At 70.1% G+C, this 22,212-nt stretch carries 23 protein-coding genes and 5 pseudogenes; 17 read left to right on the top strand and 11 right to left on the bottom strand.

Going from position 1 to position 22,212, the window contains the following annotated elements; translation table 11 throughout:
- Nucleotides 1–2 precede the first annotated feature (2 nt).
- Both H3H54_RS07465 and H3H54_RS07460 read right to left on the bottom strand, forming a co-directional pair.
- Entirely contained in the window at nt 3–416 is a 414-nt protein-coding gene (locus tag H3H54_RS07465; RefSeq protein WP_262426116.1) for an arginine deiminase family protein, read from the bottom strand.
- Nucleotides 413–1,237, bottom strand: coding sequence for an arginine deiminase family protein (locus H3H54_RS07460; RefSeq protein WP_262426115.1), 825 nt, complete (start codon nt 1,235–1,237; stop codon nt 413–415). Before H3H54_RS07460 ends, H3H54_RS07465 begins: the two co-directional genes overlap by 4 nt.
- Nucleotides 1,238–1,380: 143 nt before the next feature.
- Between H3H54_RS07460 and H3H54_RS07455 the strand changes: the two genes are divergently transcribed.
- Entirely contained in the window at nt 1,381–2,229 is an 849-nt protein-coding gene (locus tag H3H54_RS07455; RefSeq protein WP_262426114.1) for an aldo/keto reductase, read from the top strand.
- Nucleotides 2,226–3,005 (top strand): Sir2 family NAD-dependent protein deacetylase, encoded by a 780-nt coding sequence (locus H3H54_RS07450; protein ID WP_262426113.1) that lies wholly within the window; start codon nt 2,226–2,228, stop codon nt 3,003–3,005. Before H3H54_RS07455 ends, H3H54_RS07450 begins: the two co-directional genes overlap by 4 nt.
- Nucleotides 3,006–3,021: 16 nt before the next feature.
- Here H3H54_RS07450 and epsC read toward each other — a convergent pair whose 3' ends face one another.
- Entirely contained in the window at nt 3,022–3,582 is a 561-nt protein-coding gene (epsC, locus tag H3H54_RS07445; RefSeq protein ID WP_262426112.1) for a serine O-acetyltransferase EpsC, read from the bottom strand.
- Nucleotides 3,583–3,623: 41 nt separating this feature from the next.
- Nucleotides 3,624–4,553: a cysteine synthase A gene (gene cysK / locus H3H54_RS07440; protein ID WP_262426111.1), complete on the bottom strand. Its 930-nt coding sequence runs from the start codon at nt 4,551–4,553 to the stop codon at nt 3,624–3,626.
- Nucleotides 4,554–4,803: 250 nt separating this feature from the next.
- Between cysK and H3H54_RS07435 the strand changes: the two are divergent.
- Nucleotides 4,804–5,916, top strand: a pseudogene (locus H3H54_RS07435) (DUF5129 domain-containing protein); the annotation flags it as partial.
- Between the two features lie 465 nt (nt 5,917–6,381).
- On the opposite strand, the pseudogene trpS reads toward H3H54_RS07435, so the two are convergent.
- The 3 genes and pseudogenes from trpS to H3H54_RS07420 form a co-directional block, all read right to left on the bottom strand.
- A pseudogene (trpS, locus tag H3H54_RS07430) lies at nt 6,382–7,459 on the bottom strand (tryptophan--tRNA ligase).
- Entirely contained in the window at nt 7,456–7,773 is a 318-nt protein-coding gene (locus tag H3H54_RS07425) for a substrate-binding domain-containing protein (RefSeq protein ID WP_262426110.1), read from the bottom strand. The pseudogene trpS and the gene H3H54_RS07425 overlap by 4 nt, the downstream one beginning before the upstream one ends.
- The gene (locus tag H3H54_RS07420; protein ID WP_262426109.1) at nt 7,770–8,474 is read right to left on the bottom strand and encodes a LacI family DNA-binding transcriptional regulator; all 705 of its coding nucleotides are present in this window, start codon (nt 8,472–8,474) and stop codon (nt 7,770–7,772) included. Before H3H54_RS07420 ends, H3H54_RS07425 begins: the two co-directional genes overlap by 4 nt.
- 211 nt (nt 8,475–8,685) lie before the next feature.
- Here H3H54_RS07420 and H3H54_RS19555 point away from each other — a divergent pair.
- The 9 genes and pseudogenes from H3H54_RS19555 to H3H54_RS18810 all read left to right on the top strand — a co-directional run.
- A pseudogene (locus H3H54_RS19555) lies at nt 8,686–9,138 on the top strand (extracellular solute-binding protein); the annotation flags it as partial.
- A 37-nt stretch (nt 9,139–9,175) separates the two neighbouring features.
- Nucleotides 9,176–9,574 (top strand): extracellular solute-binding protein, encoded by a 399-nt coding sequence (locus tag H3H54_RS19550; protein WP_395963743.1) that lies wholly within the window; start codon nt 9,176–9,178, stop codon nt 9,572–9,574.
- A complete protein-coding gene (locus tag H3H54_RS07410) occupies nt 9,571–9,909 on the top strand; it encodes a hypothetical protein (protein WP_395963572.1) in 339 nt (112 codons plus the stop codon). Before H3H54_RS19550 ends, H3H54_RS07410 begins: the two co-directional genes overlap by 4 nt.
- Before the next feature lie 117 nt (nt 9,910–10,026).
- On the top strand, nt 10,027–10,959 hold the full coding sequence (locus H3H54_RS07405) for a hypothetical protein (protein WP_262426107.1): 933 nt from the start codon (nt 10,027–10,029) through the stop codon (nt 10,957–10,959).
- On the top strand, nt 10,932–11,606 hold the full coding sequence (locus tag H3H54_RS07400) for an ABC transporter permease subunit (protein WP_262426106.1): 675 nt from the start codon (nt 10,932–10,934) through the stop codon (nt 11,604–11,606). The genes H3H54_RS07405 and H3H54_RS07400 overlap by 28 nt, the downstream gene beginning before the upstream one ends.
- Before the next feature lie 20 nt (nt 11,607–11,626).
- The gene (locus tag H3H54_RS07395) at nt 11,627–12,526 is read left to right on the top strand and encodes a sugar ABC transporter permease (RefSeq protein ID WP_262426105.1); all 900 of its coding nucleotides are present in this window, start codon (nt 11,627–11,629) and stop codon (nt 12,524–12,526) included.
- Between the two features lie 228 nt (nt 12,527–12,754).
- Nucleotides 12,755–14,334 (top strand): annotated as a pseudogene (locus H3H54_RS07390) (glycoside hydrolase family 13 protein).
- A gap of 69 nt (nt 14,335–14,403) precedes the next feature.
- On the top strand, nt 14,404–15,279 hold the full coding sequence (locus H3H54_RS18815) for a hypothetical protein (RefSeq protein WP_316249158.1): 876 nt from the start codon (nt 14,404–14,406) through the stop codon (nt 15,277–15,279).
- Nucleotides 15,215–15,745, top strand: a complete 531-nt coding sequence (locus H3H54_RS18810; RefSeq protein WP_316249157.1) for a hypothetical protein — start codon at nt 15,215–15,217, stop codon at nt 15,743–15,745. The genes H3H54_RS18815 and H3H54_RS18810 overlap by 65 nt, the downstream gene beginning before the upstream one ends.
- A gap of 33 nt (nt 15,746–15,778) precedes the next feature.
- On the opposite strand, the gene H3H54_RS07380 is transcribed toward H3H54_RS18810, so the two are convergent.
- The 3 genes from H3H54_RS07380 to H3H54_RS07370 are packed head-to-tail and all read right to left on the bottom strand — an operon-like array spanning nt 15,779 to nt 17,900.
- Nucleotides 15,779–16,561 carry an aspartate/glutamate racemase family protein gene (locus tag H3H54_RS07380; RefSeq protein ID WP_262426104.1) on the bottom strand — a complete coding sequence of 261 codons (783 nt, stop codon included), beginning with the start codon at nt 16,559–16,561 and terminating at the stop codon, nt 15,779–15,781.
- Complete coding sequence (locus H3H54_RS07375) at nt 16,558–16,710, bottom strand: hypothetical protein (protein ID WP_262426103.1); 153 nt, start codon at nt 16,708–16,710, stop codon at nt 16,558–16,560. The genes H3H54_RS07380 and H3H54_RS07375 overlap by 4 nt, the downstream gene beginning before the upstream one ends.
- Nucleotides 16,662–17,900, bottom strand: a complete 1,239-nt coding sequence (locus H3H54_RS07370) for a hypothetical protein (protein WP_262426102.1) — start codon at nt 17,898–17,900, stop codon at nt 16,662–16,664. Before H3H54_RS07370 ends, H3H54_RS07375 begins: the two co-directional genes overlap by 49 nt.
- 71 nt (nt 17,901–17,971) lie before the next feature.
- Here H3H54_RS07370 and H3H54_RS07365 point away from each other — a divergent pair, with 71 nt between their 5' ends.
- The 5 genes from H3H54_RS07365 to H3H54_RS07345 all read left to right on the top strand — a co-directional run bounded on the left by H3H54_RS07365 (nt 17,972) and on the right by H3H54_RS07345 (nt 21,760).
- Entirely contained in the window at nt 17,972–18,460 is a 489-nt protein-coding gene (locus H3H54_RS07365; RefSeq protein ID WP_262426101.1) for a YbhB/YbcL family Raf kinase inhibitor-like protein, read from the top strand.
- A gap of 206 nt (nt 18,461–18,666) precedes the next feature.
- Nucleotides 18,667–19,914, top strand: a complete 1,248-nt coding sequence (locus tag H3H54_RS07360) for a glycosyltransferase (RefSeq protein WP_262426428.1) — start codon at nt 18,667–18,669, stop codon at nt 19,912–19,914.
- A gap of 154 nt (nt 19,915–20,068) precedes the next feature.
- Entirely contained in the window at nt 20,069–20,560 is a 492-nt protein-coding gene (locus H3H54_RS07355) for a TVP38/TMEM64 family protein (protein WP_262426100.1), read from the top strand.
- Nucleotides 20,561–20,579: 19 nt separating this feature from the next.
- Nucleotides 20,580–20,915 carry a hypothetical protein gene (locus H3H54_RS07350; RefSeq protein WP_262426099.1) on the top strand — a complete coding sequence of 112 codons (336 nt, stop codon included), beginning with the start codon at nt 20,580–20,582 and terminating at the stop codon, nt 20,913–20,915.
- Complete coding sequence (locus H3H54_RS07345) at nt 20,873–21,760, top strand: glycosyltransferase family 4 protein (protein ID WP_262426098.1); 888 nt, start codon at nt 20,873–20,875, stop codon at nt 21,758–21,760. The genes H3H54_RS07350 and H3H54_RS07345 overlap by 43 nt, the downstream gene beginning before the upstream one ends.
- Here H3H54_RS07345 and H3H54_RS07340 read toward each other — a convergent pair.
- A pseudogene (locus H3H54_RS07340) lies at nt 21,744–22,185 on the bottom strand (heat shock protein transcriptional repressor HspR). The gene H3H54_RS07345 and the pseudogene H3H54_RS07340 sit on opposite strands and share 17 nt — an antisense overlap.
- Nucleotides 22,186–22,212: the final 27 nt, after the last annotated feature.

Below are 22,212 nucleotides of genomic sequence, written 5' to 3'. Positions count from 1 at the left end.
GATCAGCCGCGGGCGACCGGACAGCTCATGCAGCGCGGGCCGCCCCGCCCCCGCCCCAGCTCGTCGCCCGCGAACTCGAGCACCTCGACGCCCTGCGTGCGCAGGTACTCGTTGGTGGCGGCGGCGCGCTCGTAGGCGACCACCTTGCCGGGGGCCAGGGCGAGCACGTTGCAGCCGTCGTCCCACTGCTCCCGTGCGGCGGCGTAGGGGTCCAGCGGAGGGGTCAGCACGCGCAGGGCCTCAACGCCGAGCCCCCGGGCGAGCACCGCATCCATCTCGTCGGCCGCCCGCGCCCGCGAGACCAGCCTGTCCGCGGGCCTTTCGATCTCGAAGGTCTCGAGGTTCCCGAGCAGGCCGAAGCGGAGCATCGACTCCTCGTCGACGACGGTGGTAACGGTGTCCAGGTGCATCATCATCGACGGCGGTGCGGAAGGGCGATCGCGATCACGCTCTCCACCGAACCGTCGGCGAGGAGGTCCGCGGCGAGCCGTTCGACGCCGACGGCGCTGGTGCGCTCGGATATCCCCACCGCGACCACGCGTGGCGACAGCATCATCACGTCCCCGCCCTCGACGGTCGCGGCGCCTGCCCCGTCCCTGCCGACGATGCGCCGCGGCGCGGCGTCCCCGGTGAAGCGGGGGTGATAGCGGTAGATCATCTCCAGGTGCAGGCTCTCGCGGTTGCGCGCCGGATGCCGCATCGGGCTGATCGAGACCACGTCGCCGATCCAGGCGGAGGAGTCCCGGGTGAACAGATGGTTGGGCAGCGGGTCGAGCACCAGGTGCTCCTCCCCCGCTCGCTGCAGCGCGATCGAGCCGGGTGCGACGCCGAGCGCGCGCAGCTCCCCCACGGTGATGCCGCCGATGAGCACGTCGACCAGCTGCTGGGGGTCGTGCTCCGCGAGCGCGCCGCGGAGATCCTGCACGGCGATGTCGCCCAGAACCCCAGGGTCCAGCGCACGCCCCAGCAGGTCCTCGCGCAGTGCAGTGTCGGTGAGCAGGTCGGTGAGCAGGTCCCTCAGCTCGAGCACCTCCACGCCCTCACGGCGCAGCAGGGCGGTGAACTCCCCGTGCTGAAGCTGGGCACGGTCCCGCCACAGCACCTCGTCGAACAGCAGCTGTTCACGGGTGTCCGGGGTGAGCCGCTCGAGCTCGGGCCCCGGCGAATGGACGACCACCCGGCGCAGCGGGGAGATCTCGTCGTGCACTCCGGTCCGCTGCGGTGCTGTGGCGGCCATGGGACTCCTCCGGGGTCGGCGTGCGTGCACGCTAGCAGAGCACCGAGCGCCTGCGGAGCGGAACTCCTCGACCCGCTGCGCACCCGGGGCCTCCGGGATGGCTACGCTGGCACCGTCCCCTTCACCGTCTCCAGGAGGCTCCGATGTCCGGAACTGCTCTGTCCATCCCCACCACCACCACCCTCGCCGACGGCACCACGTTCCCGCTCATCGGGTTCGGCACCTCCAGCATGAAGGGCGTCGAGGGCGCCCGTGCGGTGGAGTCCGCGGTCCGTTCCGGGTACCGGCTGATCGACACCGCGGCGCAGTACGGGAACGAGGCCGCCGTGGGTGAGGGAGTGCGCGCCAGCGGCGTCGATCCCGACGAGGTGCTGGTGACCACCAAGATCGCCGGCGGCGACCAGGGCCGTGAGGCCGCACGAGAGGGCTTCCTGGGGTCGCTGCGCCGACTGGGCCTCGAGCGCACCGCGCTGGTCCTCATCCACTGGCCGAATCCCTCCCGCGGGCTCGCGCTCGAGACCTGGCGCGCCCTGATCGACCTCAAGGAGGAGGGAACGGCGCTGCACATCGGCGTGTCCAACTTCCGTCCCGAGCAGCTGCAGGAGCTCATCGACGCCACCGGCGTGACCCCGGAGGTGAACCAGATCCAGCTCTCCCCCGCCCTCCAGCGGCCGGAGGCGGTGGCCTTCCACCGGGAGCACGGTATCGTCACCCAGGCCTGGGGACCGCTCGGCGGCCGTGAGGGTCTGGCAGAGCAGTTCGCGCTGCGCAAGGTCGCGCGCAAGCACGGCGTGGACCCGTCGCAGGTGTCGCTGCGGTGGGCGATCGATCAGGACATCGTGGTGATCCCCAAGTCCACGAACCCGCAGCGGCAGCTGGACAATGCGTCCCTCGAGTCGATCGCGCTGGATGATGAGGACCGCTCGCTGCTGGCTTCCCTCGATCTCGGTGAGGAGTCCGCTTGGGATTCCCGGGAGCACGAGGAGTGGTGAGTCCCGCTGCACGGTTCACCCCGGGGTCCGCGCACCGGGAGATCGTGTTCCTCACCGGTTCGGGCATCAGCGCCCGAACCGGTCTGGGCACGTTCCGCGGGCCCGACGGGCTCTGGGCGCTCGAGCCGGAGACCGAGCAGGCGATGCATGCAGAGCTGCTGCCGGAGTCGCTGCCCCAGCTGTGGAAGGTATGGGGCCGCATGGCGCGGATCGCTCTCGACCATGGCCCGACGCCGGGCCATCGGGCGATCTCCCGGCTCGGCGCCCCGGTGATCACGCAGAACATCGATGGGCTGCATCAGGCCGCGGGCAGCGAGGTGGTCTCGGAGCTGCACGGCAGCGCGCTGCGGGCCGCGTGCCTGGGCGAGGACTGCCGGTGGAAGCTGCCTCTGGTGCCCGGGGCCGGTTCACGCGCCGAGGACCACGGGGTTCCCGGCGACTGCCCGGCGTGCGGTGCCCGGACCCGCCCGGACGTGGTGCTCTTCGACGAGTCGCTCCCGCAGGACGAGCTCGATCTGGCGGTGCGGCTGGCTCAGCGTGCGGATCTGTTCGTCGCCGTCGGCACCAGCGGGGCGGTCTTCCCCGCCGCTCAGCTGGCTCCGCTGGCGGCCGAGCACGGCGCCACCACGGTGCTCATCGACATCGCCCCGCCCGAGACCGCACGGGCTCTGTTCGATCACGTGATCGCCGAGGACGCCCATGAGGTGCTCCCGGCGTGGGAGCGCGCGATCCACAAGGTGGGCGGGACCTCGTTCCTGGATCCGTTCCTGTCCTGAGCGGCCTCCGGGACGCTCAGATCCAGATCGCGGGGTCCATCTGCTCCTCGGGGTGGGCCGCGCCGCTGCGCACCTCGGCGGGGATGCCGATGGCTGTGGCCTGAGCGGGGACGTCCTTGACGACCACGGCGTTGGCGCCGATCTGCGCCTCCTCGCCGATGACGACAGGGCCGAGCACGCGCGCGCCGGCGCCGATCGTCACCCCGTCCTCGACCGTGGGATGGCGCTTGACCCGCTCCATCGACCGGCCGCCGAGGGTGACCCCGTGGTACAACATGACGTCGTCCCCGACCTCCGCGGTCTCCCCCACCACCACGCCCATGCCGTGGTCGATGAAGAATCGCCGCCCGATCGTCGCACCGGGGTGGATCTCCACCCCGGTCAGCGAACGGGCGCCCTGGGCGAGGACCAGGGCGGGGGAGCTTCGCCCCCGCGTCCACAGGCGGTGGGCGATCCGGTGCGTCCAGATCGCATGCAGCCCGGGAGAGGTCAGCAGGATCGACAGGTCATCGGTCGCTGCGGGGTCACGGCGATGCGCCGCCGCGAGGTCCTCCCGGACCGTCGCGACGGTGCTCATCACCCGATCCAGCGGGCTCTTCGCCATAGATGTACTCCGGCTCAGTCCGCGTACTGCGCGAACAGCGGGGTCGAGAGGTAGCGCTCACCGAAGGAGGGCACCACCACGACGATGGTCTTGCCGGCGAACTCCTCGCGGGAGCCCACGCGGACGGCGGCCTCGATGGCCGCACCGGAGGAGATGCCCACCAGCAGACCCTCGTTGCGTGCGACGGAGCGCGCACGCTCCATCGAGGTCTCCGCGTCGATGTCGATGACCTCGTCGTAGATCTCGCGGTCCAGGATGCTGGGCACGAAGTTCGCGCCGAGGCCCTGGATCTTGTGCGGGCCGGGCTGGCCGCCGTTGAGGATCGCGGACTCCTCGGGCTCGACGGCGATGATCTTCACCTCGGGCTTGCGCTCCTTGAGCACCTGGCCGACGCCGCTGATGGTGCCGCCGGTGCCGATGCCGGCGACCACGGCGTCGACAGTGCCGTCGGTGTCGTTCCAGATCTCCTCGGCGGTGGTGCGACGGTGGATGTCGACGTTGGCGGGATTGTCGAACTGACGGACCTGGACCGCACCGCGCTCGGCGGCGATCTCCTCGGCCTTCTCGACCGCGCCCTTCATCCCCTTGGGAGCCTCGGTGAGGATCAGCTCGGCACCGTAGGCGCGCAGCAGCATGCGGCGCTCCTTGGACATCGACTCGGGCATCGTGAGGATGACCTTGTAGCCGCGGGAGCTGCCGATCATCGCGAGCGCGATGCCGGTGTTGCCGCTGGTGGCCTCGACGATGGTGCCGCCGGGCTGGAGCTCGCCCGACTTCTCGGCCGCGTCGATCATGGCCACGCCGATGCGATCCTTGACGGAGTTGGCCGGGTTGTAGAACTCGAGCTTCGCGACGACGGTGGCCTTCACGTCATCGCCCAGACGGTTCAGCTTCACCAGCGGGGTGCGGCCGACCAGCTCGGAGACGTTCTCGTAGATGGGCATGCTTCTCCTTGACGTTGCGGGGCCCGCGCGGGGCGAGCACTAAGGGGTCCTTGGTCCGATCATAACGGTGCGGTGGGCACGGCTGCTCAGGAAGATCACATCGACCGCGAGAATCCCTCGAACTGCTCGGAGCGACCGACCATCGTCGGAGGTCGCCGAGGCACCCGGCGCTCTACCGTCGAGTCATGCGCCCCTCCCCTCCGCCGCCGCACCGGCGCGCTCCCCGCTCGCACCCCGTTCGCTCCGGGCGATGCTCCTCGTCCTGGCCCTGCTGGCCGCCGCGCTGCTCGCCCCGGGCGCCGCGCATGCCGAGGCGCCGCGCTCGGTGACCGTGCGCGACACCACCGCCTCCGTGGACCGCGACGAGCTCGAGGAGGAGCTCGCGGGCGTCGACTTCCGCACACAGGTCGATCTGGTGGTGCTGGTCCTCGACGTCACGGACCACGGCGCCTCGCCCAGCGATGACCTGGCGCTGAACGACGCGGTGCTCGACCATGCGCGCACCACGGACACCTCGCTGCTCTCGCCCGACGGGCAGTTCTTCGCCGATGGCACCGTCATCATCGCCCTGGACCCGGACAACCGCTTCGTGGGCACCTACGCCGGAGAGGACGTGAAGCTCGACGACGGTGAGTTCACCGCCGTCCAGGACGCGATGAAGGACGACGCCCGCGACCGCGACTGGGAGGTGGCGCTCGTCTCCGGCGCCGAGAAGTACGCGGATCTGCTGCTGCGCCCCTGGTGGCAGAAGCCCTTCACGCTCGTGGTCGCAGCGGTGGGGATCACGGCCGGGCTCGGCACCGCCCTGACCCTGTTCGGCCTGCGCGGTGCGGCACGGCGCCGCGTGGACGACTCCCTCCCCCGCTATCAGGGCGTGCTGGCCGCGCGCGAGCTCACCGACGCCGCCGCGCGCACCCTTCCCGAGACCTCGCCCTATGCCCAGGCCGTGCTGCGGGACCACCTGGAGTACCGCGGGAGGATCGCCGAGGCGACGCGGCTGCGCGAGGAGCTGCCCACGCCGGAGGATCGCCCCTGGAGCTGGGGCCTCAGCTCCTGGCAGCGCCAGCAGGCGCGCAGCTTCGAGTCCACGGTGAGCTTCCTCGATGACACCGATGACGACATCGTCTCCGCCGCCGATCTGCTCCATCGGATCGGGGACTGGCGCACGGGCTGGGAGCGCGAGCTGGCCCCGCTGCGGGACTCCGTGGCGAGCGTGGAGGAGGTGCTCGAGGAGCGCTCCGAGATGTCGGCGCCGGAGCGAGCCGCCGCGGAGCAGCTGGAGGCCGTCAGCCGCGTCGCCTCGGAGGAGATGGACTCGCTCACGGCGCAGCTCGAACAGGACCGGATCACTCCCGAGGCGGCGCTCGAACGGCTCGACTCCCTGACCGCGGAGCTCTCGGACGCCGCCTCGCTGCTCCAGCAGCACCGCATCGAGCGGCTCGCCGAGGACGAGACCGAGCAGATGCTGCTGCGTGAGGTGGAGGTCGAGGACAGCACCGTCTACCGCTCGGTGCGGGCGAGCCGGCTGCGGTGGGACCGCCGCAGCGGCACGTCGGACGCTTTCAGGGCCATGAGCCCCGTGCTGTGGCTGAACTCCTGGCGGGATTCCGCCGGGTCCGCGCTGGAGACCCATCGGGCGCCCTCCTCCTCCTCGGGAGGGGGCAGCTTCTCGGGCTACTCAGGGGCGGCGGCTTCTCGGGGGCGGGCAGTTCGAGCCGCTTCTGAGGCCAGCCGCACAGGGACCGGCGCGTCCCGACGCACGGAGCCCCGGGGCACCACAGGGTGCGCCGGGGCTCCGCGGCTCAGCGGGTGCGGCGGGTGCGGCGGGTCAGTAGACCATCCCCATGAACTCCCGGACCTTCGCGAGGGTCGCCTCGGCCTCCGCTTCGGCCTTCTCGTTGCCGGCGCGGAGCACCTGGAAGAGGTAGCCCGGATCCTGTTCGAGCTCAGCGCGGCGGGCGCGCAGAGGGGCGAGGTGCTCGTTGAGCGCCTCGGCGGTGAAGATCTTCAGCGTTCCGGCGCCGCGGTCACCGATCTCCTCGGCGATCTCCTCCGGTGCGCGCCCCGTGGCCTGGGAGGCGATGGTCAGCAGGTTCGCGACCTCCGGGCGGCCCTCGGGGTCGAAGGTGATCTGCCGGTCGGAGTCGGTCTTGGCCTTCTTGATCTTCTTGAGGGTCTCGTCGGCGCTCATGCGCAGCATCACGGTGTTGCCGCGGGACTTGCTCATCTTGTGCTCGCCGTCCAGGCCCAGAATGGTCGGGGCCTCGGAGAGCAGCGCATCGGGCTCGGGGAAGAACTCCTCGCCCCCGGCGTAGCGCTCGTTGAAGCGGCGGGCGATCACCCTGGTCTGCTCGATGTGGGGCAGCTGGTCCCCGGCCCACGGGGACCAGGTTGCCGTGGCAGAACAGGATGTCGGCGGCCTGGTGGACCGGGTAGGTCAGCAGCAGCCCGCCCATGGCGGACTTCCCGGCCGCGGCGAGCTCGGTCTTCACGGTGGGATTGCGCTCGAGCTCCGGCTGGGTGACCAGCGAGAGGAAGGGCAACATCAGCTGGTTCAGCGCCGGCACCGCGGAGTGGGTGAAGATCGTGGAGCGCTCGGGGTCGATCCCGGCGGCCAGGTAGTCGGTCAGCAGCTCGCGCACAGACCCCTTGATGTCGCCGATGATCTCGCGGTCGGTGATCACCTGATAGTCCGCGACGATCAGCCAGGTCTCCACGCCCGCGTCCTGGAGACGCACCCGGTTGCGCAGGGAGCCGAAGTAGTGGCCGATGTGCAGGGCGCCGGTGGGGCGGTCGCCGGTGAGCATGCGCAGGCCGGAGGGGTCCGAGACGATCGTGGACCAGATCTCGTCGCTGCGCTTCTGGGCGGTGTCGTAGCTGGTGCGGGTGGTGTTCGGTGCGGTCACCGCTCCATGCTAGCGGCCCCGCCGGGTGCGGCCGCCGTGGAGCCGCGCACGATCAGCTGCGGACGCACCACCACCTGGGTCCGGGCGGGCCGCCGCGAGTCCTCACCACCGCTGAGGGCGGTGCGCACGGCCGCTCGGGCGATCGAGTCGACGGCCTGACGCACCGTGGTCAGCGGCGGGTTGGTCAGCGAGGCCCAGAAGACGTCGTCGTAGCCGACCACCGAGATGTCGCGCCTGACGCTCAGGCCCAGGGAGCGCACGCCCTCTAGGGCGCCCGCGGCCATCACGTCGGAGCCGCAGACGATCGCAGTCACCCCGCGCGCGACCAGGTCCCGGGCGGCCTCGTAGCCCCGGCGTAGGAGAAGTCGGTGAAGGAGACCGGCTGGGGGTCCTCCGCCCAGTCAGCGGTGACCGCCTCGAAGGCGCGGAGCTTCTCGCGCACCGGCCAGGTGTGCTCATCGCCCACGGCCAGACCCACGCGCTCGTGGCCGAGCTCCTGGAGGTGGCTCAGCACCGCGCGCACCGCGTGGTCGTCGTCCGTCGAGAGGAAGGCCGCGTCGAGCTCCTCCTGCACGCCGTTGACGAGCACCAGCGGGATCCCGGCGGCGGTCACCTCGCGGTAGTGGTCCAGGGGGCCGCTCTCCTGGGCGTGGTGCCCGGAGACCACGATGATGCCGACCACGCCGCAGCGCAGAAAGCGTTGCAAGATCTCTCGCTCACGCTCGGCGGTCCGCGCCCGCATCGCCACCAGGGTGGAGGCGCCACGCTCGAACAGCTCCGCCTCGATCCGCTCGGCCCAGGAGGTGAAGACCTGGTTGTCGAGGTCGGGGACGAGCACGCCGACCAGCGGCCCGTCCTCCACCTGGCCAGCGTCGACAATGCGCCCCATCCGGCGCGCCACTTCCGTCACTGACCTGCGGGTCGCCTCGTTCACGCCGGAGCGCCCGTTGAGCACGCGGGAGACGGTCGCCTCGCTCACGCCAGCAGCCTTCGCGATATCGATGAGCCGCGCCATCACGCTCTCCCTCCGGACCCCCGGCATCCTCACCGTGGCCCAATCGTAATCTGCAAGATCTTGCACATTCTTGCACACGGATGGCCTAAGGGTCTACGGTGCTCCCATCAGGCACAGACCTGACAACGGTCGAGAACGACCACGATTCAAAGGAGAAGACGTGCAGATCCGTCGTAAGAGCTTCCTCGCACTGGGTGGCCTCGCCGCCTCGATGACCGTCCTCGCCGCCTGCGGCGGCGGCGACTCCGACTCCGGTGGCGACACCGGTGGAGGCGCCTCCGACGGCGGCGGTGCCGCCGCCGGAGGTTCCGAAGGTCGCCTGGTGATCTGGGCCGACGAGGAGAAGGCCCCCGCACTCGAGCCCTCCGCCACGGCGTGGGGCGAGGAGAACGGCATCGAGGTCGTCGTCGAGGTTGTCCCCGGTGACGAGCTCCAGAACAACTTCATCACCGCCAACCAGGCCGGAAACGGCCCGGACGTCACCATGGGCGCCCACGACTGGATCGGGAACCTGGTCCAGAACGGCTCCATCGCCCCGGTGCAGCTGCCCTCGGACGTCGGCGACACCATCGCGCCGATCGGCATCGAGGCCGTCACCTACGACGGCCAGACCTACGGCGTGCCCTACGCGGTCGAGACCCTCGCGCTCTACGCGAACCACGACCTCACCGACGCCCCCGCCCCCCTCCACCTTCGAGGAGCTGATCTCCGCGGCGGAGGCCGGCGGCGCCGAGAACATCCTCTCTCTGCCGATCGGCGAGGAGGGCGACCCGTACCACATGCAGCCCATCTACACCTCGGCCGGCGGCTACCTGTTCGGCAAGGACTCCGAGGGAAGCCTCGACCCCTCCGACCTCGGTGTGGGCGAGGAGGGCTCCCTCGCCGCGGCGGATAAGATCGCCGAGCTCGGCGAGCAGGGCGTGCTGAAGAACTCGATCAACGGCGACAACTCCATCTCGCTGTTCACCGAGGGCAAGTCCGCGTACCTGATCTCGGGTCCGTGGGCCCTGGGCGACGTGCGCGATGCGGGCTTCGAGTTCACCATCTCCCCATCCCCGGCTTCGAGGGCATGGAGGATGCCGCGCCGTTCGCCGGCGTGAACTCCTTCTACGTCGCCTCCAACGCGGCCAACGCCGGCTTCGCCCAGCAGTTCATGACCGATGTGGCCTCCTCCCCGGATGTCGCCAAGGCCATGTACGAGGGGAACCCCCTGCCCCCGGTGAACCTCGAGCTGCGCGAGGAGATCGCCGCCTCGGACGAACACGTGGTGATCTTCGCCGAGGCCGCCGAGGCCGCCGATCCGATGCCGGCCATCCCCGCGATGGCCGCGATCTGGGGCCCGCTGGGCATCGCCCAGGCCAACATCGTCGGCGGCGCTGACCCGCACTCGACCATGGAGGGCGCGGGCGAGGAGATCGCCACCGCGATCGGCTGACGTCCCCGAGTCGATCGATCGTGCCCGCCACCCTCGTGGCGGGCACGATCGATCGGCGTCCTCGCCTCCCGCCCACCGTGCACTCCGCCCTGATCCCCTGAAAGGCACAGTCGCCTCATGACCTCGACGCACGCCCCTGCGCACCGGACGCGGTCCACATCGGTCCCGGCCGTGGTCACCCGAGTCCTGGTGCTCGGCATCACCCTCGCGCTGACGGTGTTCATCGCCCCGGTTCTGATCTCCCAGCAGTCATGGATGTGGCTGACGGTGCTCCTGCTCGCCGCAGCAGGGATCTTCGTCCTCTACTCCACCAAACGCTTCGTGCCGGGCAAGTACCTGTTCCCGGGCTCGTTCTTCCTCGCCGTCTTCCTGATCCTGCCGATCGCCCTGACGGTCGGCTACTCCTTCACCAACTACGGCGACGGCACCCGCGGCACCAAGGAGCAGGCGGTCGGCTCGATCATCGCGAGCTCGGTGCAGCAGAGCCCCGATGCCCCGCGCTACGCCATGGCGGCGGTGGCGACCTCGGGCACCGCAGCCGAGGGCCCCTACGAGCTCTTCCTGGTCGACCCCGATGCCGGCACCGTGCTCAGCGGCGACGCCGAGAACGCGCTCGAGGAGGTCCCCGCCGGGGACGTCACCGTCGTCGACGGCCGCGTCACCGAGGTCGACGGGATGACCGTGCTGAACGCGGGCGAGGTCAACGCCATCTACAACGAGCTGATGGAGCTGGCCGTACCGGTGGACGAGTCCACCGCCGTGCGCCCGCTGGGCGTGAACCAGGCCTTCGTGGGAACCACGGTGCTGCAGTACGACGAGGCTGCGGACGCCATCACGGACACCGCGACCGGTGAGGTGTACACCGTCGGCGTGATAGGCGACGAGGAGTACTTCGTGGATTCCGAGGGTCAGCGGGCCTTCTCCCAGAGCTGGCTGCAGAGCGTGGGCATGTCGAACTACGAGCGGCTGTTCACCAACTCCACCGTCGCCGGGCAGTTCTTCTCGGCCTTCGTGTGGACCTGGTGTTCGCGGCCGGCTCCGTGCTGCTGACCTTCGTGCTGGGCTTCGCGCTCGCCCTGATCCTCAACGATCGGCGGCTCAAGGGACGGAAGATCTACCGCTCGATCCTGATCATGCCGTACGCGATCCCCGGCTTCATCTCCCTGCTGGTCTGGTCGAACTTCTACAACCAGGAGTTCGGCCTGATCAACCAGACGCTCGGCTTGAACCTGAACTGGTTCGGCGACCCGACGCTGGCACAGGTGGCGGTGCTGCTGACGAACCTGTGGATGGGCTTCCCCTACATGTTCATCGTCTCCACCGGCGCCCTGCAGGCGATCCCCGATGAGCTCACGGAGGCCGCCCGGATGGATGGCGCCTCGCCCCTGCAGGCCACCTCGAAGATCGTGCTGCCGCTGCTGCTGGTGGCCGTGGCCCCGCTGCTGGTCTCCTCCTTCGCCTTCAACTTCAACAACTTCAACGCGATCGAGCTGCTCACCGGCGGCGGTCCGTTCCCCGACGGCTCCGGTCGCGGCGCCACGGACATCCTGATCTCGATGGTCTACCGCATCGCCTTCGGCGGTTCCGGAGCCGACTTCGGCTTCGCCTCCGCGGTCTCGGTCTGCCTGTTCATCCTCACCGGTGTCCTGGCGGCCATCCAGTTCCGATTCACCAACGTCCTCGAAGACGTCAACTGAGCCCGCGGAAGGGGTCCCTCATGAGCACCACCACTTCTCCGCGCGTCGATGCGCAGCGTCGTATGCCGTTCGGTCGCTGGTTCGCCGAGATCGGCTGGCGGCACGTCGTCGGCGTGCTGGCGGTCATCTTCGCCGTCTTCCCGATCCTGTTCGTCGTCTCCGCCTCGCTGAACCAGAGCGGTTCGCTGACCTCCGCCGGACTGATCCCCACCCAGGGCATCACCCTCGAGCACTACTCCGTGATGATCAGCGGCGAGCGGGCGAACTTCCTGCGCTGGTACCTCAACACGATCATCGTGTGCGGCGTCGTCGCCACCGGTCAGGTGTTCCTCTCGCTGCTGGCCGCCTACGCCTTCAGCCGCTTCCGCTTCCGCGGCCGCCGCGGCGGCATGCTCGCGGTCCTGCTGATCATGATGTTCCCCGCGATCCTCTCGATGATCGCCGTGTACACGATGATCTCGGAGCTCGGGGACGCAGTGCCGATGCTGGGGCTGAACACCCTCGCCGGCTACATCGCGGTCCTGATGGGAGGAGCCTTCGGCCAGGTCTGGCTGCTCAAGGGCTTCTTCGACACCATCCCTAAGTCCCTCGACGAGGCCGCGATCATCGACGGAGCCACCCACTGGCAGGCCTTCCGCAAGATCCTCGTGCCCTCGATGACCCCGATCCTGGCCACCACGCTGCTGCTGGCCCTGGTCGGCTCGATGAGCGAGTTCCTGATCGGCTCGATCTTCCTCACCGACGATTCGAAGAAGACCCTCGCCGTGGGCATGTACGGCATGTTCTCCTCCGACCGCTCGAACAACCTGGGCGTCTTCGCCGCCGGGTCGGTGATGGTCATGATCCCGGTGATCGTGCTGTACCAGTTCCTGCAGCGATACATCGTCGGCGGCTCGACCGCCGGCGCCGTCAAGGGCTGACCCGCCCGCCCACCGAACCTCGCCGCACCCGCCTGGCCCGTCGGCACGGGCCAGGCGGTGCGGCGCGTCGCATCACCCCTGTTCCACCGGAAGGACCGCCATGACCCCCAGACCTCCCTCGCTGCGCGCACCGCCGAGCAGCAGACCTCCCCGGACCTGCAGTGGTGGCGTGATGCCGTCGCCTACCAGGTCTACCCCCGCTCCTTCGCCGATTCCGACGGCGACGGCATGGGCGACCTGCCCGGCGTGACCGCCCGCCTGCCCTATCTGCGCGACCTCGGGGTCGACGCGATCTGGCTCTCTCCCTTCTACACCTCCCCGCAGAAGGACGGCGGCTACGACGTCTCGGACTACCAGGACGTCGACCCCCGCTTCGGGTCGCTCTCCGACGCCGACGAGATGATCGCTCGCGCCCACGAGCTGGGTCTGAAGGTCATCGTGGACATCGTCCCCAACCACTCCTCGGATCAGCACGTGCTGTTCCAGCAGGCGCTCGCGGCCGGGCCCGGCTCGCCCGAGCGAGACATGTACGTCTTCGCCGACGGCAAGGGCGAGGACGGGGAGCTGCCGCCGAACAACTGGACCTCGATCTTCCACGGCCGCGCCTGGACCCGCGTCACCGAGGCCGACGGCACGCCCGGCCAGTGGTACCTGCACATCTTCGACACCAGCCAGCCGGACTGGAACTGGGAGAACCCGCGGGTGCACGAGCTGTTCCAGGACGTGCTGCGCTTCTGGCTGGATCGCGGCGCCGACGGCTTCCGCGTGGACGTCGCCCACGGCATGATCAAGCCCGAGGGACTGCCGGATGCGACGGTCAACTCCGCCGGGCTGATCGACATCCCCGAAGGCGAGGTGCCGATCTACTTCGACAACGACGGCGTGCTGGACATCTATCGCGAGTGGCGCCCGATCCTCGACTCCTACGAGGGCGACCGCATGATGGTGCTCGAGGCCTGGATCCCCGAGCACCGCCTGCCGCTGTACATCGGCGACGAGAAGGCGCACCAGTCCTTCAACTTCGGCTTCCTCCAGGCCCGCTGGGGGTGGAGACGATGCGCGCGGCGATCGAGAAGCCGCTCGCGCTGGCCGATGCGGTGGGCTCCCCCACCACCTGGGTGCTCTCGAACCACGACGTGATCCGGCATGCGAGCCGCTACGGCTTCGCCCCGACTACGAGTTCGGCGAGGGCTGCGCCGCGACGAGATCCCCGATGCGGAGCTCGGCCTGCGCCGCGCCCGCGCCGCGACCCTGCTGATGCTCTCCCTGCCCGGCTCCGCCTACCTCTACCAGGGCGAGGAGCTGGGCCTGCCCGAGGTCAGCGACATCCCCGACGAGCTGCGCGAGGACCCTCCCATCTGCGGGCCGGCGTGCCCGGCCGCGACGGCTGCCGGGTGCCGATTCCCTGGGTGCAGGACGCTCCGGCGTTCGGCTTCTCCCCCACCGGGCAGAGCTGGCTGCCGCAGCCGGAGGAGTTCGGTCCTCTCGCGGTCGACCAGCAGCAGGGCGTGGACGGCTCGGTCCTGGAGATGTACCGCGAGGCGCTGCGCCTGCGCCGGGAGCTGCGCCTGGGCGTGCAGGGCGAGACCCATGGCGTGCGCTTCGAGGAGGCGGCTCCGCAGGGGGTTCTGATCATGGACCGCGGCGAGATCCGGGTGGTCGTCAACACCACCGCTGCCCCGGTCGCGCTGGCCGAGGTCACCGGCGGGGCGGAGTACGAGGTGCTGCTGCGCTCGATGCCCGTCGAGGCGGGCAGCGAGGAGCAGGTGGCCGCCGACAGCGCCCTCTGGCTGCAGCGGAGGCGCTGATCACGCACCGGGCGCCGACGCGGGAGTCGTCGGCGCCCGGAGCCCGGCCGCGCCGCTAGGATCATCGACATGCCTCACCCAGAGACCACCTCGCATCCCTCCGCCGCGCCTGGGAGCGAACCGACCACGGCACCCGCGAGCGAGCCGACCACGGCACCCGCGAGCGAGCCGACCGCGGCGCCCGGGGGCTTCGACCTGGTGCTGCTGGGCTCCGGGCTCGGCGTCTACACCCTCGCCCGGGCCTTCCACGAGGAGTACGGCGTGGTCGCGACGGTGCTCACCAAGGTCGGCATCGAGCCGATGCGCCGTTCGGTCACCTGCGACGTGCACGAGCTGGGCGGTGCGGCACGCGACGAGGACCTCGTCGACGCCGCCGTCGAGCTCGCCGAGGAGCGGGGCGGGCAGCGACCGCAGCTGCTGCTGGCCAATGCCGACTCGCTGATCCAGCTGATGAGCGATCACCGCGCACGGCTCGCCCCGCACTATGTGCTGCCGATCCTCGAGGCCGACGTCCTCGAGCAGCTCTCGGACAAGGCGGAGTTCGCGCGGCTGTGCACGGAGCACGGGGTCGCGACGCCGCGCACGGAGGTCATCGACCTCCGGGCACCGCAGGGCCTGTCCGAGGAGCCGGTGCGCGTCGACCTGCCCTTCCCGGTGGTGATGAAGGCTGCCCGCACCGCGGACATGGCCGGGGTGCGCTTCGAGGGCAAGAAGAAGGTGTGGTTCCTCGAGGACCCCTCCGAGCTCGAGGACCTGGTGCGCACCATCGAGCGGGCCGGATATCGGGGCCGTCTGGTCGTCCAGGAGCTGATCCCGGGGATGACACCGCCGAGGGCTCGATCACTGCGTACACCGATGCGGCCGGACGGGTCACGCTGCTGTGCTCGGCGCGGGTGCTGCTGGGCGAGCACACGCCCGACGCGCTGGGACGACCGGCCGCGATGATCACCACCCCTTCGACGACGCGCTCGGGCAGGCCCGGACTCTGCTCGAGGCGACCGGCTACCGGGGCTACGCGAACTTCGACGTCAAGCGCGACCCTCGCGACGAGACCTGGAAGTTCTTCGAGGTCAATCCCCGCATCGGGCGCAACAACTTCTACGTCTCGACCGCAGGGGCCAACATCGCCCGCTTCGTGGTGGCCGATGCCATCGAGCACCGCCGGATCGAGCCGGTCACGGAGTTCGACGAGATCCTCTACTCCCTGGTCCCGATGCCGCTGCTGATGCGCTACCTCCGCGATCCGGCTCTGAAGCGCTGGGTCCGCACGGTCGCCCGGCGCGGGGTGCGCAATCCGTGGACCTATCCGGCGGACGGCGCCTGGGCGCGACGCTATGCATGGATCGTCGGGCTGAATCACGTGCGCAAGTTCCTGCGTCACTACCCCCGGCCGACCGACTCCGGGTTCTGAGCCCAGACGCCCCGCGCACCGCGCGGGGCCGGCTCACCGGAAGAGCTCGGTAAGCTCCTTGCCGGCGCGACGGACGGTGATCCGGGCGAGCTCGGTGAGCGAGTCGACCAGCCGATCGTCGCCCCGGTACCCGTGCTGGTCGTACACGACCGACAGCTCGGTGCAGCCCAGCACGGCCACGCCCGCACCGCGGTCGATCACTCGCTCGATGCAGGACTCGAAGAGGCTCAGATCCACCGGCGCTCCGGCCTTGACCTGCCCGTAGATGAGGTGGTTGATGTCCTCCTGCACGGCGCGGTCGGGGACCAGCGGCGTGCCGCCGTGGGCGAGGATCGCCTCCTGGTACACCCCGGCGTGGATGTTGCCTTCGGTCGCGAAGACGGCGATGGGCTCACCGCCCGCGCTCTCCACCGCGGCACGCGCGGTGGTCTCGACGATGCTCAGCAGCGGGATGGTGGCGGCCGCCTCGACCTGGCGTGCGTAGTGATGGGCCGTGTTGCAGGGCAGGACGAGCAGATCCACCCCGGCGCGCTCGAGCATCACCGCATCGCGGACGATCACCGGACCGGGATCGGGCGCGCCGGGCACGAGGATCCCGGCTGTGCGGTCCGGGGTCGTGGAGTGCTGCGAGACCAGCAGGTCGATGTGCTCCTGGTCGCTGCCGGCCACGGTGGCACGGATCAGCACGTCCAGGAACACCGAGGTCGCCGCCGGTCCGAGACCGCCGAGCACGCCGACGACGGGACGGGACCAGTCGCCGAAATCGAGGTGGCCGCCGGGGCCCTCCCCTGCCGCGCCCTGCGGCGCCTCGGTCACGCCCGCTCCTCCGGCCCCGCCCCGGAGCGGCGGCGCAGCAGGCGGCTGAACCGGTCACCGCCCTCGGGCCGGTAGTAGCGCTGGAACTTCAGCACCGAGTTCAGGCTCGCGGCCAGGACGTACCGGCGCCGGGAGAGGGAGTCGTCCACTCCGGGGTAGTGCAGGGGTTGCCCACCCGGCGGGCCTTCAGCACCCGGCGCAGCCGAGCCTTAGCCTCGGGGAGGGTGGTGTACCGCTTGATCAGAGAGATCGGGACGACGGCGTAGAGCACCTCGGGCTGGTCCTGGAGGATTCCGTCCTCACCGATCCCGGAGCCCGGCCCCTGCTCGGGCAGCGTTCCGCGCAGGTGCTCGTCAACGTACCAGGTGACGGGGTTGTGCCCGCCGGCGGTGACGTAGTAGTTCGAACGCCCCAGGCGGGGGTTGAGCTCGAAGAACTTGGTCCGGCCGTCACGACGGTCGTGCTTGAGATCGAAGTTGGCGTAGCCGGTCCAGCCCAGACGCTCGCACAGGCGCTGCGCCTGGGCGACCATCTCCCGGTCCACCCCGGTGATGATCGCTGCGGGGTTGCCGATCGCCCCCGGCGCGTGCTCCTCCAGGAGCGTGTGGCCGTAGGACGCGAAGCGGACGCGGGAGTCAGCGTCGCAGTAGACGGTCAGGATCCGCATGTACTGGTCATCACCGGGGATGCGGTCCTGGACGATGATCGACTCGCGGTACCCGGCCGCGCGGATGGTGGTCAGCAGCTCGTGGAGGTCCGCGGGCGTCTCGACGGTGTGGACCTTGTTCTTCCCCGGGAACTCGATCCGCTTCCATTCGGAGACCTCGGCCGGCTTGGCGATCACCGGGAACACGAAGGGCACCTCGAGATCCGCGGGGATCTCCTCGGCGAGGTCGACCACCACGGTGCCCGGATGATCCACTCCGAGGTCCTGGCAGAGCTGGGTGAAGTTCTGCTTCTCCGTCGCGGCCGCGAAGGTCTCCAGATCGACATACGGGGCGATGTACCTCGGGTCCAGTCCGATCTCATCGCGGATCCGGATGAGGGGCTTGACGGTCGCGTCGGCCGAGCCGAGCAGCAGCAGCGGCCGGCCGGGATGCGCATCGGCGACCTGCTGCAGCACCGGGGCCAGCGACTCGGGGTCCATCGGGTCCTCGCAGCGCACGTTGTCGATGAGGGAGGAGGTCCCCACCACCCATCCCGCCAGGCGGGAGATGACCACGGTGCGGATGCCGTACGCCTCGTGGAAGGCACGTGCGAGGGAGTAGGCACCGATGTCTCCGCCGACGACGACGGGCGTGAATTCGACGGCGGACGCGTCGGAGGCGTTCTCAGGCATGTCGGTCAGTCTAACGACGCCCTTGCTGGAGCCTCCTCGACACACTCTGAAGGGATGCCTACGCTGGAGGGATGGATCACACCACCCCTGACACCGCAACGTTCCTCCTCACCTCGAGCGCCACGCCCCAGGGCAGCGAGGTCGCACCCCAGCAGCTGGTGGAGGCCCTCGGCGGCGACAACTTCTCCCCCGACCTCCACTGGTCGGGCGCCCCGGAGGGAACCCGCTCCTTCGCCGTGACCTGCTACGACCCCGATGCCCCCACCGGATCGGGCTTCTGGCACTGGGTGGCCTGGGACATCCCTGCCTCCACGTCCTCCCTGGCTCTGGGGATCTCCCGCGACGACTCCTCGCTCAAGCAGGCGCGCAACGACTTCGGGAACATCGGCTATGACGGTCCGCAGGCGCCCCCTGGCGCACCGCACCGCTACCAGTTCTCCGTGCACGCCCTGCCGGTCGAGTCGCTCGGAGCGGATCCGCAGGATCCGCATGTGGGGCACGCTTCGCGATCTTCTCCCAGCAGCTCGCCTCCGCCTCGTTCACCGCTCGCTACCAGGTAGCCGGGTGAAGCACTAGGGGGAAACTCTCCCGGACCTGTCGGGCGTGCCCCGTGCCGCTGCTTCGCGCCTGGTCGTAGGCTCAAATCATGAACAGCCGGACAGCTCAGGGCACGCGCAGAGGTCGGAGATCAGACCTCAGTCTGATGCCGTTCCTCCGTACGGCGGACGCGAGCGCAGAGCAGGAGTGGGAAGCTCGAAGCGTGAACATGCTGACGACGCGCCCCGGCCCACGAACGACGAGTGAGCCGCGCCGCCCCCTGCGAGTGCTGATCACCACCGATTGGTGGGAGCCCGTGGTCAACGGGGTCGTGGCCTCCGTCCAGACGCTGCGACGGGAGCTCATCGCGCTCGGCGTCGACGTGCGGGTGCTGACGCTCTCGCAGGGGATCCGTCCCCATCATGAGCCGGGCCTCTACCGCATCGGTTCGGTCTCCGCGGCGCTGGTCTACGAACGTGCCCGCGTCGGCATGCCCTCGAGCCGTCGCGTGCTGCGAGACATCCTGAACTGGCGGCCCGACGTCGTCCACTCGCAGGCTGAGTTCTCGACCTACGTCTGGGCACGACGCATCGCCCGCACCCTGTCCGTGCCGCTGGTGCACACGTATCACACGATCTACGAGGACTACACCCACTACTACTCCCCCAGCCGGACCATGGGCCGCAAGGTCGTCGAGACGTTCTCCCGCCGGGTCCTCGCTGGTACCGATGCCGTGGTCGTCCCGACCGCGAAGGTCGCCGACCTGCTCACCGGCTACGGCGTGCACCAGCCTCTGCACGTGATCCCCACCGGCCTGGACCTGAACAAGTTCCGCCCGGCCCGCAGCACGGAGGAGCTCGCGGACACCAGAGCTCTGCGCGCCGACCTCGGGATCGCCGAGGAGCAGAAGGTGCTGGTCTCCGTCTCCCGCCTGGCCAAGGAGAAGAACCTCGACGAGGTGCTGGAGATGGTGGCCGCCGCAGACCGCCCTGACACCGTGCTGGTGCTGGTCGGCGACGGGCCCTATCGCGCCGAGCTCGAGGCGCGTGCGCATTCGCTCGGGATCGCCGGCCGCGTCCGCTTCACCGGAGTGGTGGCTCCTGCCGAGGTGCAGCGCTGGTATCGCGTGGGGGACGTGTTCGTCAGCGCCTCCCGCAGCGAGACCCAGGGGCTGACCTTCATCGAGGCGATGGCCAGCGGGCTGCCCCTGCTGGCCCGGCGCGACCCCTCGCTGACGAACGTCATCCTCGAGGGCCGCACCGGCTGGCAGTACGAGGACGCCGCGCAGTTCTCGACCCAGCTGGACAGCCTGCTCGACGATCCGCTGCGGCGCGAGCAGATGGCCGTGGCCGCCCTCGAGCACGCCCACGCCACGTTCGGCGCCAAGAAGTTCGGCCGCCACGTGCTGGACGTGTACGAGCAGGCACGTGAGCGGCGCTCCCCGCAGATCATCCGCCGCCAACCGGTGGCCGCATGAGCACCAGCACCGACAGCATCCCGATCGTACGAACCGCCTCGTCGCCGCCGGCGGCAGCTCCTGCGCGTGATCCGCTGCGGCTCGCCGCGCAGCTCTCCCCCTGCTGGGGCTCGGCCTCAGCATCGGCCTGGTCTGGTGGGGGCTGCAGGCGGGAGTGCTGCAGTCCCTCGAGAACCTGCAGGCGTTCATCGACTCTCTGGGGGCCTGGGGACCGATCGTCTTCCTGGTGGTCTCGGCCGCCTCGGTGGTGTTCCCGATCGTGCCCGCCGGGCTGCTCGTGCTGGCCGGCCCGGTGCTGTTCGGCCCCGTCGAGGGAACGGTCTACAACTACATCGCGGTGTGCGCGGGCTCGTTGCTGAACTTCCTCATCGCCCGGAACGTGGGGATGTCGCTCATCGAACGGATCTTCCGCCCGCGCACGGTCGAGAAATTCCTCGGCTGGACCCGCAGCCCCCACTTCACACGCGCCTTCGCCGTGGCGATCGCCCTGCCCGTGGCACCGGATGACCTGCTGTGCTACATCGCCGGCACCACCCGGATGCGGTGGCGCACCTATGTCGCGATCATCCTGCTGTGCAAGCCATGGGCTCTGATCGCCTATGGGCTGGGCATCAGCACCCTGGTCATGCGATTCCTGCCCTGGTGAACGGAGTTCCCCCATGCTCATGAGTTCTCGCGACCCGCGAAGCAACCGTCCCTGGGGCGGTGCCCTCCGCCGGATCGAGCGTCTGGCCGGCACCGTGCTGCCCGGCCGGGGTCCGCAACAGCCTGCCCGAGCCGAGGAGCCGCTGCGGGTGCTGATGCCCCGAGGTCTCGCAGGCCTCGCCCGTGAATCAGGCATCGGCGCCGCGATGCGTCACCAGGAGAAGGCGGTGCGCTCGCTCGGGCACCAGGTGATCACCAATCCGCTGCGCCGCTTCGACGTGGTGCATCTGAACACCCCTTCCCGGACACCCCCGTGCTGGCGACGTGGGCCCGGCTGCGGCGGCGGCCGGTGCTGATGTGGGCCCACTCCACCGAGGACGATTTCCGGGATTCCTTCACGGGATCGAACCGGATCGCCCCTCTCTTCCGACGCTGGATCGCACACCTGTACCGGCGCGGCGATGTGGTCGTCACCCCCAGCGACTACTCCAAGCAGCTGGTCTCCGCCCCGAAATACGGGATCAGCGCACCGATCCGGGTGCTGTCCAACGGCGTGGACACCGGCTTCTTCCGCCCGGATCCGACGGCACGGGAACGGCAGCGGGAAGGGCTCGGACTCGCCCCCGACGCCACCGTGGTCATCAGCGTGGGGATGCAGGTGGTGCGCAAGGGGATCTTGGACTGGGTCGAGGTCGCCAGGCAGCTGCCCGAGGTGAGCTTCGTCTGGTACGGGCGCACCGACCCGCGCCTGCTGACCGCGGAGGTCCAGCACGCGCTCTCGACGGCACCGCCCAATGCACTGTTCCCCGGGTACGTGGACGCGGAACATCTGCGGGAGGCCTACGCCGGGGCGGATGTCTTCGCCTTCCTCACCAAGGAGGAGACAGAGGGGATCGTGCTCTGGGAAGCGCTGGCGAGCGAGACCCCCACGCTGGTGCGAGGGATCCCGTTGTACCGGGACGCGATGCCCGACGGGGTGCTCACGCACCAGGTCACCGGGGACGGGCCCGAGTTCGCGGGCCAGGTCGCCCGAAAGCTCTCCGCACTGCTGGCCGGGGATCTCGCGGACCTCACGGGTGCCGGGCGGCAGGCGGCCGAGGGCGTGGACCTGGATCAGGTGGCGCTGCAGCTCCAGGAGATCTACCGGCTCGCCGCAGTGACCCCACGCCAGCACTCCCGCGAGATCAGGAACGGCGCGTAGGCCGCCACACCACCAGGGCGTTGCTGGTGCTGCGGCGGCGCGGGCGCTCGCCGCGGCGCAGGGCGCTGATCTCCCCGTCGCGATCGGCGGAGAACACGCGACGCTGCGCGGGCGTCATCGCACCGAGCCGCTCGCGCACCTGCTCGAGCTTCCCCTCCAGAGCGCGGTGACCTCGTCCTGCAGCTCGAGGATCCGTTTGATGCCGGCGAGGTTGATGCCCTGGTCCTGGGAGAGCGCCTGGATCTCCCGCAGGCGGGTGACGTCGCGAGTGCTGTAGCGACGGCCTCTCCCCGGGTGCGCTGCGGGATCACCAGGCCCAGCCGGTCGTACTGGCGCAGAGTCTGGGGATGCATCCCGGACAGCTCCGCCGCCACCGAGATCACGAAGACCGGGGCACGGTCCTCGACGCGGGGTGAGTGCGCCATCGGGATGCTCCTTCCTGGATCGGGCGG

Source organism: Brachybacterium sp. Z12, assembly GCF_014400405.1.
Classification (GTDB): Bacteria; Actinomycetota; Actinomycetes; order Actinomycetales; family Dermabacteraceae; genus Brachybacterium.
This window is presented reverse-complemented; position numbering and strand designations above follow the sequence as displayed.